15 protein-coding genes are annotated in these 12,501 nt (G+C 62.5%); 4 read left to right on the plus strand and 11 right to left on the minus strand.

Annotated elements, in window-relative coordinates; all coding sequences use genetic code 11:
- Nucleotides 1-3 precede the first annotated feature (3 nt).
- The 3 genes from LGQ03_RS14225 to LGQ03_RS14235 are packed head-to-tail and all read right to left on the minus strand — an operon-like array spanning nucleotide 4 to nucleotide 1,705.
- A complete protein-coding gene (locus LGQ03_RS14225) occupies nucleotides 4-231 on the minus strand; it encodes a hypothetical protein (RefSeq protein ID WP_226748926.1) in 228 nt (75 codons plus the stop codon).
- Between the two features lie 22 nt (nucleotides 232-253).
- Nucleotides 254-1,159 (minus strand): cation diffusion facilitator family transporter, encoded by a 906-nt coding sequence (locus tag LGQ03_RS14230; RefSeq protein WP_090158488.1) that lies wholly within the window; start codon nucleotides 1,157-1,159, stop codon nucleotides 254-256.
- A 6-nt stretch (nucleotides 1,160-1,165) separates the two neighbouring features.
- Complete coding sequence (locus LGQ03_RS14235; protein WP_226748927.1) at nucleotides 1,166-1,705, minus strand: SH3 domain-containing protein; 540 nt, start codon at nucleotides 1,703-1,705, stop codon at nucleotides 1,166-1,168.
- Between the two features lie 116 nt (nucleotides 1,706-1,821).
- Here LGQ03_RS14235 and LGQ03_RS14240 point away from each other — a divergent pair, with 116 nt between their 5' ends.
- A complete protein-coding gene (locus LGQ03_RS14240; protein ID WP_226748928.1) occupies nucleotides 1,822-2,808 on the plus strand; it encodes a 2-hydroxyacid dehydrogenase in 987 nt (328 codons plus the stop codon).
- A gap of 114 nt (nucleotides 2,809-2,922) precedes the next feature.
- Here the strand turns inward: LGQ03_RS14240 and LGQ03_RS14245 are convergent, their stop codons facing one another.
- The 5 genes from LGQ03_RS14245 to LGQ03_RS14265 all read right to left on the minus strand — a co-directional run bounded on the left by LGQ03_RS14245 (nucleotide 2,923) and on the right by LGQ03_RS14265 (nucleotide 5,900).
- Complete coding sequence (locus LGQ03_RS14245) at nucleotides 2,923-3,183, minus strand: hypothetical protein (protein ID WP_226748929.1); 261 nt, start codon at nucleotides 3,181-3,183, stop codon at nucleotides 2,923-2,925.
- 34 nt (nucleotides 3,184-3,217) lie between these two features.
- On the minus strand, nucleotides 3,218-3,364 hold the full coding sequence (locus tag LGQ03_RS14250; protein ID WP_177172635.1) for a hypothetical protein: 147 nt from the start codon (nucleotides 3,362-3,364) through the stop codon (nucleotides 3,218-3,220).
- 189 nt (nucleotides 3,365-3,553) lie between these two features.
- Nucleotides 3,554-4,363 (minus strand): 3-methyl-2-oxobutanoate hydroxymethyltransferase, encoded by an 810-nt coding sequence (panB, locus tag LGQ03_RS14255; protein WP_226748930.1) that lies wholly within the window; start codon nucleotides 4,361-4,363, stop codon nucleotides 3,554-3,556.
- Nucleotides 4,360-5,202 (minus strand): pantoate--beta-alanine ligase, encoded by an 843-nt coding sequence (gene panC, locus LGQ03_RS14260; protein WP_226748931.1) that lies wholly within the window; start codon nucleotides 5,200-5,202, stop codon nucleotides 4,360-4,362. Before panC ends, panB begins: the two co-directional genes overlap by 4 nt.
- 59 nt (nucleotides 5,203-5,261) lie before the next feature.
- Nucleotides 5,262-5,900 carry a DUF7002 family protein gene (locus tag LGQ03_RS14265; RefSeq protein ID WP_226748932.1) on the minus strand — a complete coding sequence of 213 codons (639 nt, stop codon included), beginning with the start codon at nucleotides 5,898-5,900 and terminating at the stop codon, nucleotides 5,262-5,264.
- A 146-nt stretch (nucleotides 5,901-6,046) separates the two neighbouring features.
- Between LGQ03_RS14265 and LGQ03_RS14270 the strand changes: the two genes are divergently transcribed.
- Complete coding sequence (locus LGQ03_RS14270; RefSeq protein ID WP_226748933.1) at nucleotides 6,047-8,551, plus strand: GcvT family protein; 2,505 nt, start codon at nucleotides 6,047-6,049, stop codon at nucleotides 8,549-8,551.
- Nucleotides 8,552-8,631: 80 nt separating this feature from the next.
- On the opposite strand, the gene LGQ03_RS14275 is transcribed toward LGQ03_RS14270, so the two are convergent.
- Nucleotides 8,632-8,991 (minus strand): hypothetical protein, encoded by a 360-nt coding sequence (locus LGQ03_RS14275; protein ID WP_226748934.1) that lies wholly within the window; start codon nucleotides 8,989-8,991, stop codon nucleotides 8,632-8,634.
- A gap of 88 nt (nucleotides 8,992-9,079) precedes the next feature.
- Between LGQ03_RS14275 and LGQ03_RS14280 the strand changes: the two genes are divergently transcribed.
- Nucleotides 9,080-10,114 carry a Hint domain-containing protein gene (locus tag LGQ03_RS14280; protein ID WP_226748935.1) on the plus strand — a complete coding sequence of 345 codons (1,035 nt, stop codon included), beginning with the start codon at nucleotides 9,080-9,082 and terminating at the stop codon, nucleotides 10,112-10,114.
- 16 nt (nucleotides 10,115-10,130) lie between these two features.
- On the opposite strand, the gene LGQ03_RS14285 is transcribed toward LGQ03_RS14280, so the two are convergent.
- Together LGQ03_RS14285 and LGQ03_RS14290 are read right to left on the minus strand one after the other, a co-directional pair.
- Nucleotides 10,131-11,201: an NAD(P)/FAD-dependent oxidoreductase gene (locus tag LGQ03_RS14285; protein WP_226748936.1), complete on the minus strand. Its 1,071-nt coding sequence runs from the start codon at nucleotides 11,199-11,201 to the stop codon at nucleotides 10,131-10,133.
- Nucleotides 11,198-12,130 carry an aldo/keto reductase gene (locus tag LGQ03_RS14290; protein ID WP_226748937.1) on the minus strand — a complete coding sequence of 311 codons (933 nt, stop codon included), beginning with the start codon at nucleotides 12,128-12,130 and terminating at the stop codon, nucleotides 11,198-11,200. Before LGQ03_RS14290 ends, LGQ03_RS14285 begins: the two co-directional genes overlap by 4 nt.
- Before the next feature lie 169 nt (nucleotides 12,131-12,299).
- Between LGQ03_RS14290 and LGQ03_RS14295 the strand changes: the two genes are divergently transcribed.
- Nucleotides 12,300-12,501, plus strand: a 202-nt coding sequence (locus LGQ03_RS14295; protein ID WP_226748938.1) for a hypothetical protein, incomplete at its 3' end; no start/stop codon positions are given.

Genomic DNA, 12,501 nt, shown 5'->3' on the forward strand with positions numbered 1-12,501 from the left:
CGGTCAGTCCAGACGTTCGACAGCCGACAGGATCAGCCGCATTTCGTCGGCCAGGGCCGCCTCGATCGCGAATGCGGGGTCGGGGCCATCGGCGCTTGGGTCCTCTTCGGGGATGCTGACCGTGGACCGGTCCCGCAAAAAGCCGCGCATTGCATCGCCATGGGCGTGGATCAACCGTGCGAGGATCTGGCGCTGCGCGATCAGGCGGCCTTCGATGGATTCGGGCGACATGGTGATGTCCTCTCTGGGGTGTTCAACTGCGGGGATCGTCGGGATGGGGTTGGACGCCGCGCGGGTCCTTGTGGATCAGCACGTCGGCGCGCGGATAGGCCGCGATGATCGCGCGGCGCAGGGCCGCCCCGATGGCATGCGCCTCGTGCAGGGTCTGATCGCCGTCCAGTTCGATGTGCAGATTGACGAAAACGCGGCTGCCCGCGCGGCGCGTCTTGAGGTCGTGAAACCCGTGCACGCCGTCAAAATTGCGCGCAATCTCTGAAATGCCCGCGATCATGTCGGGATCGGCTTGCCTGTCCATCAGGGCATCCCACGCCTCTTTGCCGATGCGGATGGCACCGATGACGAGGATCAGTGCCGCGCCAAGGGCCACGACACTATCGACCTGTGCAAGACCCAGCGCTGACGAGGCCCAGAGTGCGACAAGGGCACCGACATTGGGGATCAAGTCACCGAGGTAGTGCAGGGAATCCGCCTTGACCACGGCGTTGCCGGTCCGTGCCGCGACCCTGCGTTGCCACAACACCAATGCCAGCGTCAGCACGATGGACAGTGCGATGATTGCCATGCCCGACCCTTCGTTTTCGGGCATCTGCGCGTCGCCGCGCACCAGGCGCAGGATCGCAACCGTGGCGATCACGCCAGCCGAGGCGATGATGATCAGCGACTGACCCAGCGCTGCCAGATCCTCGGCCGAGGAATGACCGAAATTATGGTCGTCGTCGGCAGGTTTGGCCGCATAGGCAATCGCGGCCAGCGCGCCCAGCGACATCATGAGGTCCATCGCGGAATCGGCCAGCGTGGCGGCCACCGCCAATGACCCGGTTTCCCCAAGCGCCCAGAGTTTTGCGACAACCAGCGTGAGTGCGACGGCAGAGGACATCAGCCCTGCGGACAGGTTCAGGCGTGTGTCGCTGCGGCTCATGGTTGATTACTCTTTGGTCTCATCGGGATCGACACCCCAGATTGCGGCTTGTGGTGCCCAACCGCGATAGCCATCGGCATTCAGTTCGCACCAGTTTTGGTCACAGGCGCCCAGTCTCGCGACGACGCCTTGTTCCAGATAGGCACGTTCGGATGCATTTGCATCGGGCTGGCTGTGCAGGGTCAGGACCTGTTCGGTCACAAGCGCGGTGCGCACGCCTGACAGCATCGTGTAGTGGACCCAGCCACCCTGGCCATCGCGATCTATGACACGACGCCAGTGGCCGTATTCCGCGACGACCTGCAACGGCATGCCGCGCCGCTGGAACACCCAGTCGATCCGGTGGGTCAAAGATGGGCCGCGGCGCACATTGGCCTCGGACGCCTTGAGGCTGACGTAACGCGGCAAGGGCAGGTTCGTGACGGGTCCGGTCTGTGCCGCAGCGGCGGGGGCCGAGACAGGCACCACGTCTTGTGCCGCACCCTGCGTTGCCAGACATACTGCCAATGCGCTGGCCACGCCGCGCAACCACCCCGAGGTTCCCATATCCGCTATCCGCCTGCTGTCATTCGCTCTGTAGGCGCATCGGTTCTTGTGCCGCGCGTCCCTGACTGGCAACCTGCCACCGATGCGGTGCATTTGAAAGTGGGCAGGGGGGTCCGATGCCGGGTAAGAAGCTGAGTGTTGTCGTCACGCGACGGTTGCCCGAACCGGTCGAGACCCGGATGAAGGAACTGTTTGACGTCACCCTGCGCGAAAGTGACGAACCGATGACCCGCGAGGCGCTGGCCGCCGCCATGCAGGGGGCCGATGTCATCGTGCCGACCATTACGGACCAGATCGACGCGGCCCTGCTGGCGCAGGCCGGGGAACGGCTGAAACTGATCGCGAACTATGGGGCAGGGGTCGACAATATCGACGTCGCCACGGCCCGCCAGCGCGGCATTCTGGTGTCGAACACCCCCGGCGTGCTGACCGATGATACCGCTGACATGACGCTTGCGCTGATGCTGTCCGTCGTGCGGCGCATTCCCGAGGGCATGCGCATTGCCCAGGGCGAAAGCTGGGAAGGCTGGTCGCCGACCGCCAATCTGGGTGCGCGACTGGGCGGTCGCAGGCTGGGCATCCTCGGCATGGGGCGCATCGGTCAGGCCGTCGCGCAGCGTGCGCGCGCCTTTGGCATGCAGATCCACTATAACAACCGCAAACGCCTGCGCCCCGAGGTCGAGAACCCTCTCGAGGCGACCTATTGGGAAAGCCTCGACCAGATGGTCGCGCGGATGGATGTGGTATCGGTGAATTGTCCGCATACGCCGTCCACATTTCACCTGCTGAACGCGCGGCGGCTGAAACTGATGAAACCCAATGCCGTGATCGTGAATACTTCGCGGGGCGAGGTCATCGACGAAAACGCGCTGACCCGCGCGCTGCGTGCGGGCGAACTGGGCGGCGCGGGACTGGATGTGTTCGAACGCGGCCATGCGATCAATCCCCGGCTCAAGGCGCTACCGAACGTGATCCTGTTGCCGCACATGGGATCCGCCACGATCGAGGGGCGGATCGAGATGGGCGAAAAGGTCCTGATCAACGTCAAGACGTTCGCCGACGGCCATCGTCCGCCCGACCTCGTCGTGCCGGGCCTGATGTGATAGACCTGTTCTGCAACCACCGGAGAAAACCATGTATCGCATGATGTCGGCCATTGGCCTGCTTGCATTGACCACCGCCTGCGCAGAGGTGCCGCCGACCCCGTTTGACGGACGTCAGATCAACCCTTCACGCCCGGCACCCGTACAACCCATCTTGACCGCACCGCCCGTCTCGGCGATCCCGGAACCCGACCGGATCACCACCGGCCCCATCGGCGCGCCTGCCGTGCCGCGCCCCAGCACGAACGGCATGGCACCACCGCCCGTGGAAATCGGTGTGGTCGGCGCGCCGCCACCGCCACCACCGCCGCCCGCAGAAGACACGTCCGAGGACGCCTGACACAAGAAGGGACCGCCCAGCGGTCCCTTTTTCATTGGCCGAAGGGCCGCCGTATTTTTGAAAATGAGGTTACTGCACGCCTTCGGTGATGGCGACGTAGTTGCGCGTCGAAAACCGCAACATGTCGTTGTCGGCGCGACTGTTCACAGGCAGCGGCTGCGCACAGGCGGTCAGGCCCATCACGGCAGCCACCGCAATCAGGGTGGTGCGTTTCATACTGCTCTCCTCAGCCCGCCTCTGACGTGCGGTGCTGTGGATAAAGTTAGCATCAGACTGCGGCGGAAATAAGGCAAGCCGCCAAAAATTGGCCACATTTGCCTCCTGTACGCCGATGCGCAGATCGCAACATTCCAGCAGGGCAGGGGTTTGCGGACCTGACCCCCCGATCACTGTGGCAGCTGCGCCTCAGCGATAGACCTCTTCTTCCGTCGGAAAGGCGCGGCTTTTCACGTCCTCGGCGTAGCGCCGGACGGAATCCTCGATCATCGGACCCAGCTGGCCGTAGACCTTGACGAACTTGGGTGTCCAGGGGTTCAGGCCCAGCATATCTTCCAGCACCAGGATCTGGCCATCGCAATCCTTGCTGGCCCCGATTCCGATGGTGGGAATGTCGATTTCGGTGGTGATCTTGGCGGCCAGCGGTTCGACCATGCCCTCCAGCACCACGGCGAATGCGCCGGCCTCTGCTACGGCGCGGGCGTCCTCGCGGTGCGCGTCCCAGCTGGATTCGTCGCGCCCCTGCGTCTTGAACCCGCCCATCACATGCGACGACTGCGGTGTCAGGCCGGTGTGCGCCATCACGGGAATGCCGCGTTCCACGAGAAAGTGGATGGTTTCGGCCATGCGCGCGCCACCTTCCAGCTTGACCGCACCGCAGCCGGTTTCCTTCATGATCTTGGCGGCATTGCGGAACGCGACCTGCGGCGATTCCTCGTAGGTGCCGAATGGCATATCGACCACGATCAGCGCCTTTTGCGTGCCGCGCACCACGGCCTTGCCGTGCATGATCATCAGGTCCAGCGGCACGCCCACCGTGCTCTCCATGCCGTGCATCACCATGCCCAGACTGTCACCGACCAGAATGAAATCCGCGAATTTGTCCACGATGGCGGCCGTATGCGCGTGGTAGCTGGTCAGCGATACGATCGGTTCGCCGCCCTTGCGCTTGGCGATCTGCGGCACGGTGGTCCGGCGGATTTGGGCTTGGGTGCTCATGGTGTCGTCTCCTTTTGGTCAATCAGCAGGACATCCCCGAACTGGGCGCTGATCATGATGCCAAGTGTATCTGTGGCCCGTCCGGACACGGGGGTAAAGGTCCGGGCGTCCACGACGTCGAGTCCAACCAGCGTGGCCTGCGGCACATCCGCGATCATCGCGCGGATCGCGTCTGTCGCATCCTCGATGGTACCGCCAGCCTGGATGACCTGTTCTGCCGCCAGTAGCGCTCGGTGCAGCACGGGTGCCGCTGCGCGATCATCCGGCGTCAGCCGCACGTTGCGCGACGACATCGCAAGGCCGTCCGCCTCGCGCACGGTGGGCACACCGTGCACGGTGGTCGGCATCGACAGATCATGGGCCATGCGGCGGATCACGGCGAGCTGCTGATAATCCTTTTCACCGAAATAGGCGGCGTCCGCCCCGATGATGTTGAAAAGCTTGGTCACGATGGTCGCCACACCGCGAAAATGGCCGGGGCGGACGGCCCCGTGCAGGATGTTGGCCAGATGTGTGGTTTCGACGATTGTTTCGGACCCCGCCGGATACATCGTATCCACGTCCGGCATGAACACCGCCGCCACCCCGGCGGCCTGCAACATCGCAAGGTCGGCCTGTTCGGTGCGGGGGTATTTTTCCAGATCGGACGGGTCGCCAAACTGCGTGGGATTCACGAAAATCGTCGCAATCACGTTGGCATGGTCCGCCTGCGCTGCCGCGACCAGTGCCATGTGCCCCGCATGCAATGCACCCATCGTGGTGACCAGACCGACACTGCCTGCATCGCGCAATGCCGCAGCGGCGCTGCGCATCTCGGCAATCGTTTTGCAGATCAACATCCCGTGGCCCCCCATCCGTGCCGCGTTTCTAGGCGGCGGCGGTCAGCGGGGCAAGCGGGTCAACCGACAACGGACAGCACATCGGGATCGACGAGCATTGCCAGCAGGTCGTCGCGCGGCAGATCACAGGTCAGGCTGACCTCCGACACGCTGTCGCTGCTCTTGCGCAACCCGCGCCGGACGCGGTTCCCGCGAAAACGGTCGACGGTTCCGGTGACGGGGCTGTAGATCCACAGCCCCCTTGCGGCGGGTTTGCGCCGCGCGGCACCGGTGTTGATCGGCGCAAGAAACAGGTGATCGGCGCAGGCATCGAATATCCGACCACTGTCGATCCGCAACAGCGTCAGATCACCCATCTGCGACAGGCTGCCGACAAAGGCGGTGGGTGCCTTGCGCGGCCAAAAGAAGATCCGTTCGTCCAGTTGCAGCGCCCAGTCCTGCAGGGTTCCACCGGTCAGAAAATCCTTGTCGCGGCCCGCCAGCAGGGGACGCTGGTGGTTCAGGGTCATAGGGCCGTGCCCCAACACGATCGTTTCGGGGTCGCGCCGCAGCGCCAGATCAACCGGGTTCAGCCCCACCGCACGCGCCACGGCGGCAGGCCGCATCAGCCCTGCGGCGGCGATGCCGGGCAGGTTGCTGGTCAGCGTGGCGTGAAACAGCACTGGTCCAGCCAATTTGATGAATGCATCGCGGTCCATCTGGTCAGTCTAACGCAGCCCGCACGCACCACCTACAGCCATTGTGCGACGCAGGTCGGTTTCCTGCTATAATCTGTCGGATGGTTCCCGCACAGCCTGACCGTCTGGGGCATATGTGACGGGAATATCGTGCAAGGAATACTGCCATGAAAACGTCTGTCAAAGCTCTGGTCGTCGGTGGCGGTGCTGTCGGCACTTCGATCGCCTATCACCTGGCCGCTGCGGGCTGGGACGACGTGATGTTGCTGGAACGGGACGAACTGACGTCGGGGTCGACATGGCACGCCGCCGGTCTGTTGCCCTATTTCAACATGAGCTATGCGACGACCCACATTCACGACTATTCGATCAAGTTCTACAAGACGCTGGAGGAAGAGACCGGCCTGAACGCCGGTTTTGCCGTCGTAGGCAACCTGCGCATGGCCCAGACCCAAGAGCGGATGGAGGAATACCAGCTTTATGCCTCGACCGCCGAAACGGTGGGCGTGCCATATGTTTTCATGACCCCCGACGAGATCAAGGCGAAATGGCCGCTCATCGAAACATCCGACCTCAAGGGGGCGCTGTATCACACCCAGGACGGCTACATTAATCCTGCCGATGTGACGATGGCGATGGCCAAGGGCGCGCGCCAGCGTGGGGTCGAGATCGTGCGCAAGTGGCAGGCCGATGGGTTCAACTGGAACGGCACCGCGTGGGAGGTCACCTGCACCAAGATGGTGGAAAAGGGCGGCAACCTGATTCCGTCAGACGAACAGATCGTCATCACCGCCGAACATGTGGTCACCGCATCAGGCAACCACGCGCAGCGCACGGCGAAAATGCTGGGCATCAAGATTCCCGCCATCCCCGTCGAACACCAGTTCATCGTGATGGATACGGACCCGGCGCTGGTCGATTTCCGCAAGGACAATCCCGAACACCCCGTCATCCGCGACGCTGACGCCCAATCCTATGTGCGCGAGGAACGCGGCGGCTGGATTCTGGGTGTCTATGAACCCAATGCGCCGGCGCGTTTTGAATACGGCGTCCCCGACAGTTTCCGCGCCGATCTGTTCGAACTCGACCTCGAACGGATCGAGGAACAGTACATGGCGATGATACACCGGATTCCATCCTGCGAGGAATCGGGCCTGAAGAACGATTTCAATGGTCCCATCTGCTATACCCCGGACGGCAATCCGCTGGTCGGCCCGGCCCCCGGTCTGCACAACATGTGGCTGGCCGAAGGCTTCAGCTTTGGCATCACGGCGGCGGGTGGCACGGGCTACTACCTTGCGCAGATGATGGTGCAGGGCGAGGCAGAGATCGACATGGCGTCGCTGGATCCCAAACGCTACGGCGACTGGATGACGACCGAATGGGCCGCCCGTAAGAACGAGGAAGCCTACGAACACGTCTATATCCTGCACCACCCGGACGAGGAACGGCCCGCATGCCGTCCGCTGCGGACCACGCCCGCCTATGACCGGCAAAAGGCGCGCGGCGCGCAATTCGGTTGGGTCAATGGCTGGGAACGCCCGAACTATTTCGGCCCCGTCGATGCGCCGGAACATTTTGACCACGACGCGCGGTCGTTCCGCCGTGGCGGCTGGTGGCAGCACGCCGTGGACGAGGCCCGCGCGATCCGCGAAGGCGTCGGCCTGATCGACGCATCCGCCTTTACCAAGCACCGCATCAGCGGGCCGGGCGCGACCGCGTTTCTGGATTGGTTCACAACCAACAAACTGCCCAGCGTGGGCCGCATCAACCTGACCTACGCGCTGACCGACCACGGCACCACGCGCACCGAATACACCATCGCCCGGATCGCAGAGGATGATTATTACCTGATCTCTGCCGGGGCATGGACCGCCTATGATCAGGATTACCTGTACAAGGCTGTGGCACGCAAAGAGGCCGACTTTGGCCGGATCAATGCACAAGAGGTGACGACGCAGTGGGGTGTCTTTGCCATCGCTGGCCCGCAATCCCGCGACGTGCTGCAATCCATCATCAAGGACGCGGACCCCGCAACCGTTCTGTCAAACAAGCGTTTCCCATGGCTGTCCGTGCGCGACATCGAACTGGGCATGTGCCCAGTCCGCGCCATCCGCGTCGCCTATACGGGCGAGTTGGGCTGGGAATTGCACCACCCGATCGAAATGCAGAACTATCTGTTTGACCTGCTGGAAAAGGCAGGCGCGGATCACGGCATGAAACTGGTCGGCGCGCGGGCGCAGAACTGGCTGCGGCAGGAAAAATCCTATCGCGCCTTCGGCAACGAGTTGGGTCGCGACGCCACCCCGCTGGAGGCTGATTTGCCGCGCTTTGTCGATCTGAACAAGGATTTCAACGGCAAGCAGGCGATGCTGGACAAGGGCATCCGGTCCAAATGCGTCACGCTGCTGATCGACGGCCCCGACGATGCCGACCCTTGGGGCCGCGAGGTGCTCTATGCTGGTGACACCCGCGTGGGGCGTCTGACGTCGGGCGGCTATTCGGTGCATTTCAACAAGAGCATCGGCATGGGCTACGTCCACCCTGACCATGCAACCGTGGGCACGCGTTTGCAGGTCAAGATGTTCGACCGGCTGTGGCCCTGCGAAATCGTCGAGGACAGCCCCTACGACCCCGAGAACAAGACGATCCGCAAGAATATCGCGGATTGATCCGCAAAGGTTCATGAGGGGTTAAATCGACCCCGACCCTTTGGAATCGCCTCATTTTAGCCCTGATTGCCAGTTGGCAATCAGGGTTTTTTGCGGTTTTTCCAGCGTTCGGCCCGCCTGCGCATGGCGATCAGGAATCCCGCCACGGGCCTGCGCAGCCGTGGCACATCGACCGACAGCAACAGCAGGCCGACCGGGATCATCCACAGCCCGAAAATCGGCAGGATGGCGAGGAATCCGCCCAGAATGAACAGGATGCCGACCGGCACGCGCACCAGCGTCCAGCCCGGTCGGCTGAGGGTCTGCACGATACGGCCAAGGACGGGGCTATAGCGGCGCAGCCAGGCGAACTGCCGTTCGAGACGCGCGCGCTCTCTTTTCACCGGTGACAGGAATCGGATCTGTCTGGGTGGCTTTTGCGATGGGGGACGGTCGGACACGCTGCCTTATTCTTTCCCAATACGGAACAATGATGAGCCATGCCGGGCATAGATGATGCAGATCGAACCAAATCTGGGGAGTGGCATCATGGCATTCATTTCGGCGATCACATATCCCAAGACCGTGCCAATGGCGACACCCGCCGTGGGCCAGGTGCAGATCACCGCCGCACCCGCCGACCTTGCCCGTCTGGACGCATTGTCACTGGCGATTTACCGCGACGACGGGACGCTGGCTGCCGAACTGTCCCTGTCGCGGCAGGACGGCGTGATCGACCCCGACACAGATTGGACTGCATACGATATCGCAGCACCACTACAGGTGCCCGGTGATGCGGCACGGGCTGTTGCGCTGATTGACGCAGGCAACACAAATCCGGTGCTATCCTTTTATGCGCCCCATGGTCCCGTGACAGCCGTGGATGGTCCTGCTGCAGGCACCGATGCGATGGTGCTTCAGCCAGCGACAGATGAAAAAATCACCTTTGACGGGTACGGCAACCGTCTGGATATCCCGCATGATGATGCCAGCGCACCAGTTTCCCTGACCAGCGGCACGATGATCGACACCCCCGAGGGTCCAAGGCTGATCGACGATCTGGCCGTCGGTGACCTTGTGTTGACCTGGGACGGGATGGCAAAGCCCATTCGGTTGATTCAAAAGCGCCGCATCGCCGGTGACGATCTGCGCAACCGCCGGACATTCTGGCCTGTCTGCATTCAGGCCGGTGCGTTGGGGTTCGGGTTACCGCATCGCAATCTGTGGGTCAGCCCGCAGCACCGGATGCTGTTTCAGAACATCAAGGTGTCACTGATGTTCGGCGAGGATGCGGTTTTTGTCCGGGCCAAATCCATGGCGGCCACGTTCGAGCAGATCTACGTTGACAGCGGACTGACCGAGGTCACGTATTTCAACCTGATTTTCGATCGCCACGAGGTCATTTTTGCCGAAGGGGCGGCGACAGAAAGCTTTCATCCCGGATCAGAGAGTCTCGCGACACTGTCGCCCGATGCGCGGCAAGAACTGTTCGCCGTCTTTCCCGAATTGCGGATCGGCAGGGGCAATCAGGATGCCGATTTCACCACGTTGCGCAGTTGGGAACTGATGGCCTGCGTGGCCTGAGCAAAGCCATTTGCACTTATCGGCTGAACCGCGCGGGCGACAACTGTGCTGCGACCTCTGCCCCGATGGCGGGCGTGCGTTCGGCTACGACATCCGCGATGTGCTGTCCCGCGGCAGGTGACGATTGCACGCCGTAACCGCCCTGACCCGCGCACCAGATGAATGATGGGTCCGCCGTATCGCGCCCCAGCACCAGTGACCGGTCGGGGGCAAAGGTCCGCAGTCCGGCCCATGTCGCGATCGGGCGTGTGACCTCGCCCGTGACAGCGTCCTGATACCGCGCGAGGCCTTCTGCCAGCACCATGTCATCGGGCCAGGCGTCCATCGGCGCGACCGGGTCTTCCTCTGCCGGGGACACCAACAATGCGCCCGCGTCGGGTTTGGCGTACCAGCTTTCGCCGGGGCCAAAGATCATCGGCCAATGGCGTACGTCGTGGCCGCCGGGTGCGGCCAGCCGCGCCATGGACCGTCGTAGCGGCGTCAGGCCCAGCGGAGCAATCCCGGCAATCTGCGCGATCTGGTCGGCCCAGGCACCGGCTGCGTTCACGATAACGGGGGCTGTCAGCACATCACTGCCGATCTCCACGCGCCAGCCAGCGGAGGTCTTCGTGATCTTTGACACCTCTGCGCCGGTTTGGACCGTGCCGCCGTTGGCGCGAATTTGCTTGATCCATGTCTGCATCAGCAGATCGGTGTCGATGTCCTGCGCCCCGTCAAAATGTGCGGCGCGGGTGATGGCTGGCGACAGGATCGGCACAAGGGCACGGGCGTCGTCCATCGAGATTTCCGACAGGTTCATGTCGAGGATATCGGCGGAAAATTGATCGGCCTCGTGGTCCTGTGCAACGATCATCAGACCGCGCGGGGATAACACGCCAAGCGCTGCGTGGGCCTCACGGCTGGCGCGGTTCAGCGCGCGGGTCGTGGGTTTGCCGTAGTTCTCCTCGAACAGCGCGGCAGAACGGCCAGAGCTGTGATAGCCCGTCTGCTTTTCCCGTTCCAGCAACGTCACTTTGACCGTTTCAGACAGGGCAGCGGCAGCGGACAGGCCAGCGACTCCGCCGCCGATTACGATCACATCGGTCATCGCACTTCCTCCAGTCGGTCAGTTGCGGGCGGCGGTGTCGGTGATAATGCGGTAATGCGGTCATACAGCACGTCATCCATGACAAAATGCTGTGCCGCCAGCGAGGGAGCCAGTTGTTCTGTCGATTTCGCCGAAATGATGGGTGAAACGCCGGTCCGGCGTGCGACCCAGGCCACGGCCAGTGTGGCGGGATCGGTGCCGATGTCGCGTGCGATGTCCGACAGACCCGCGGCGGTGCTGTGCATCCAGTCTTGTCCGTAGCGTGCGGCATACATCTGGTCGGTGCTCAGGCGTCCAGTTTCCCCGCGGGCGTATTTTCCCGTCAGCAAACCACCGCCAAGGGGGGAATAGGTGCAGGCCAACATCCCCTGATCGGTTGCCATGGGCAGGATTTCGACCTCTGCCTGACGCTTCACAATGTTGTACATGGGTTGAAGCACATCAATCCGCGTGCCCAGCTGTGCACAAACGGCCTGTGCCTTCATCACTTGCCAGGCGGCGTAATTGGAAACGCCGATGTGACGGATCACGCCGTTTTGTTGCAGCTCGGCCAAGGTGGCAAAAGTTTCGGCCAGATCGGTGTCGGGGTCCCAGCGATGCAGATACAACAGGTCGACACTGTCGAGGTTCAGTTGGCTGCGGCTGATGTCCATCTGACGCAGAATATTGGACCGGCCGCATCCGCCTGTGTAACCTACTTTGGTTGCTAGGAAAATTGCGTCTCGTTCAGCGCTGACCATGGGTCCCAGCAGCGTTTCCGAGGCCCCGTCGGTGTAGCGGACGGCGGTGTCAAAGTGGTTCACGCCTGCGTCGCGGGCGGCATCATACATGCCGCGGCTGGCGGGCGGATCGGCCCTGCCACCAAATTGCATTGTTCCGAACGTCAGTGCGGAAAGTGGCGTTCCATCACGTGTTTGTAAGGCTGTCATGGGTTTTGTGTGACATGCCTGTGTCACAAAAAACAGGGGTTTTGTTCCGTTCATTTTTGCACACAAGGCTGTCTAGTACTGATGGGTATCGTATTTTTGATAGGCACCCTAATTGCCTTTCACAACGACGGCCTACCCGCCGCCGACCAATTCAAATTAGGAGAAGACCATGAAAAACGTAATCAAATCCGCCCTGATCGTCGCAACCGTTGCGCTGTCCGCAACTGCTGCATCCGCCGCATCCACACCGCTGCTGCCGGTCGAGCGTTTCGTCGTGTCCAACGAGAACCGCGCGAACTTTGACGCCAACCTGTCCACGCTGGGTATCGAACTGCGCCCCGGCCAGGTGCTGACTGGCGAAGAGCGTGACG

Source organism: Loktanella gaetbuli (genome assembly GCF_020531945.1).
GTDB classification, from domain to species: domain Bacteria; phylum Pseudomonadota; class Alphaproteobacteria; order Rhodobacterales; family Rhodobacteraceae; genus Loktanella; species Loktanella gaetbuli.

Bases quoted from the DNA above. Each gene is read 5' to 3' on its own strand.
- LGQ03_RS14270 (WP_226748933.1), top strand. From the start codon at position 6,047: ATGAAAACGTCTGTCAAAGCTCTGGTCGTCGGTGGCGGTGCTGTCGGC.
- LGQ03_RS14290 (WP_226748937.1), bottom strand. From the start codon at position 12,130: ATGACAGCCTTACAAACACGTGATGGAACGCCACTTTCCGCACTGACG.
- panB (WP_226748930.1), bottom strand. From the start codon at position 4,363: ATGAGCACCCAAGCCCAAATCCGCCGGACCACCGTGCCGCAGATCGCC.
- LGQ03_RS14285 (WP_226748936.1), bottom strand. From the start codon at position 11,201: ATGACCGATGTGATCGTAATCGGCGGCGGAGTCGCTGGCCTGTCCGCT.
- LGQ03_RS14265 (WP_226748932.1), bottom strand. From the start codon at position 5,900: ATGGACCGCGATGCATTCATCAAATTGGCTGGACCAGTGCTGTTTCAC.
- LGQ03_RS14230 (WP_090158488.1), bottom strand. From the start codon at position 1,159: ATGAGCCGCAGCGACACACGCCTGAACCTGTCCGCAGGGCTGATGTCC.
- LGQ03_RS14250 (WP_177172635.1), bottom strand. From the start codon at position 3,364: ATGAAACGCACCACCCTGATTGCGGTGGCTGCCGTGATGGGCCTGACC.
- LGQ03_RS14225 (WP_226748926.1), bottom strand. From the start codon at position 231: ATGTCGCCCGAATCCATCGAAGGCCGCCTGATCGCGCAGCGCCAGATC.
- LGQ03_RS14245 (WP_226748929.1), bottom strand. From the start codon at position 3,183: ATGAAAAAGGGACCGCTGGGCGGTCCCTTCTTGTGTCAGGCGTCCTCG.
- panC (WP_226748931.1), bottom strand. From the start codon at position 5,202: ATGTTGATCTGCAAAACGATTGCCGAGATGCGCAGCGCCGCTGCGGCA.
- LGQ03_RS14235 (WP_226748927.1), bottom strand. From the start codon at position 1,705: ATGGGAACCTCGGGGTGGTTGCGCGGCGTGGCCAGCGCATTGGCAGTA.
- LGQ03_RS14280 (WP_226748935.1), top strand. From the start codon at position 9,080: ATGGCATTCATTTCGGCGATCACATATCCCAAGACCGTGCCAATGGCG.
- LGQ03_RS14240 (WP_226748928.1), top strand. From the start codon at position 1,822: ATGCCGGGTAAGAAGCTGAGTGTTGTCGTCACGCGACGGTTGCCCGAA.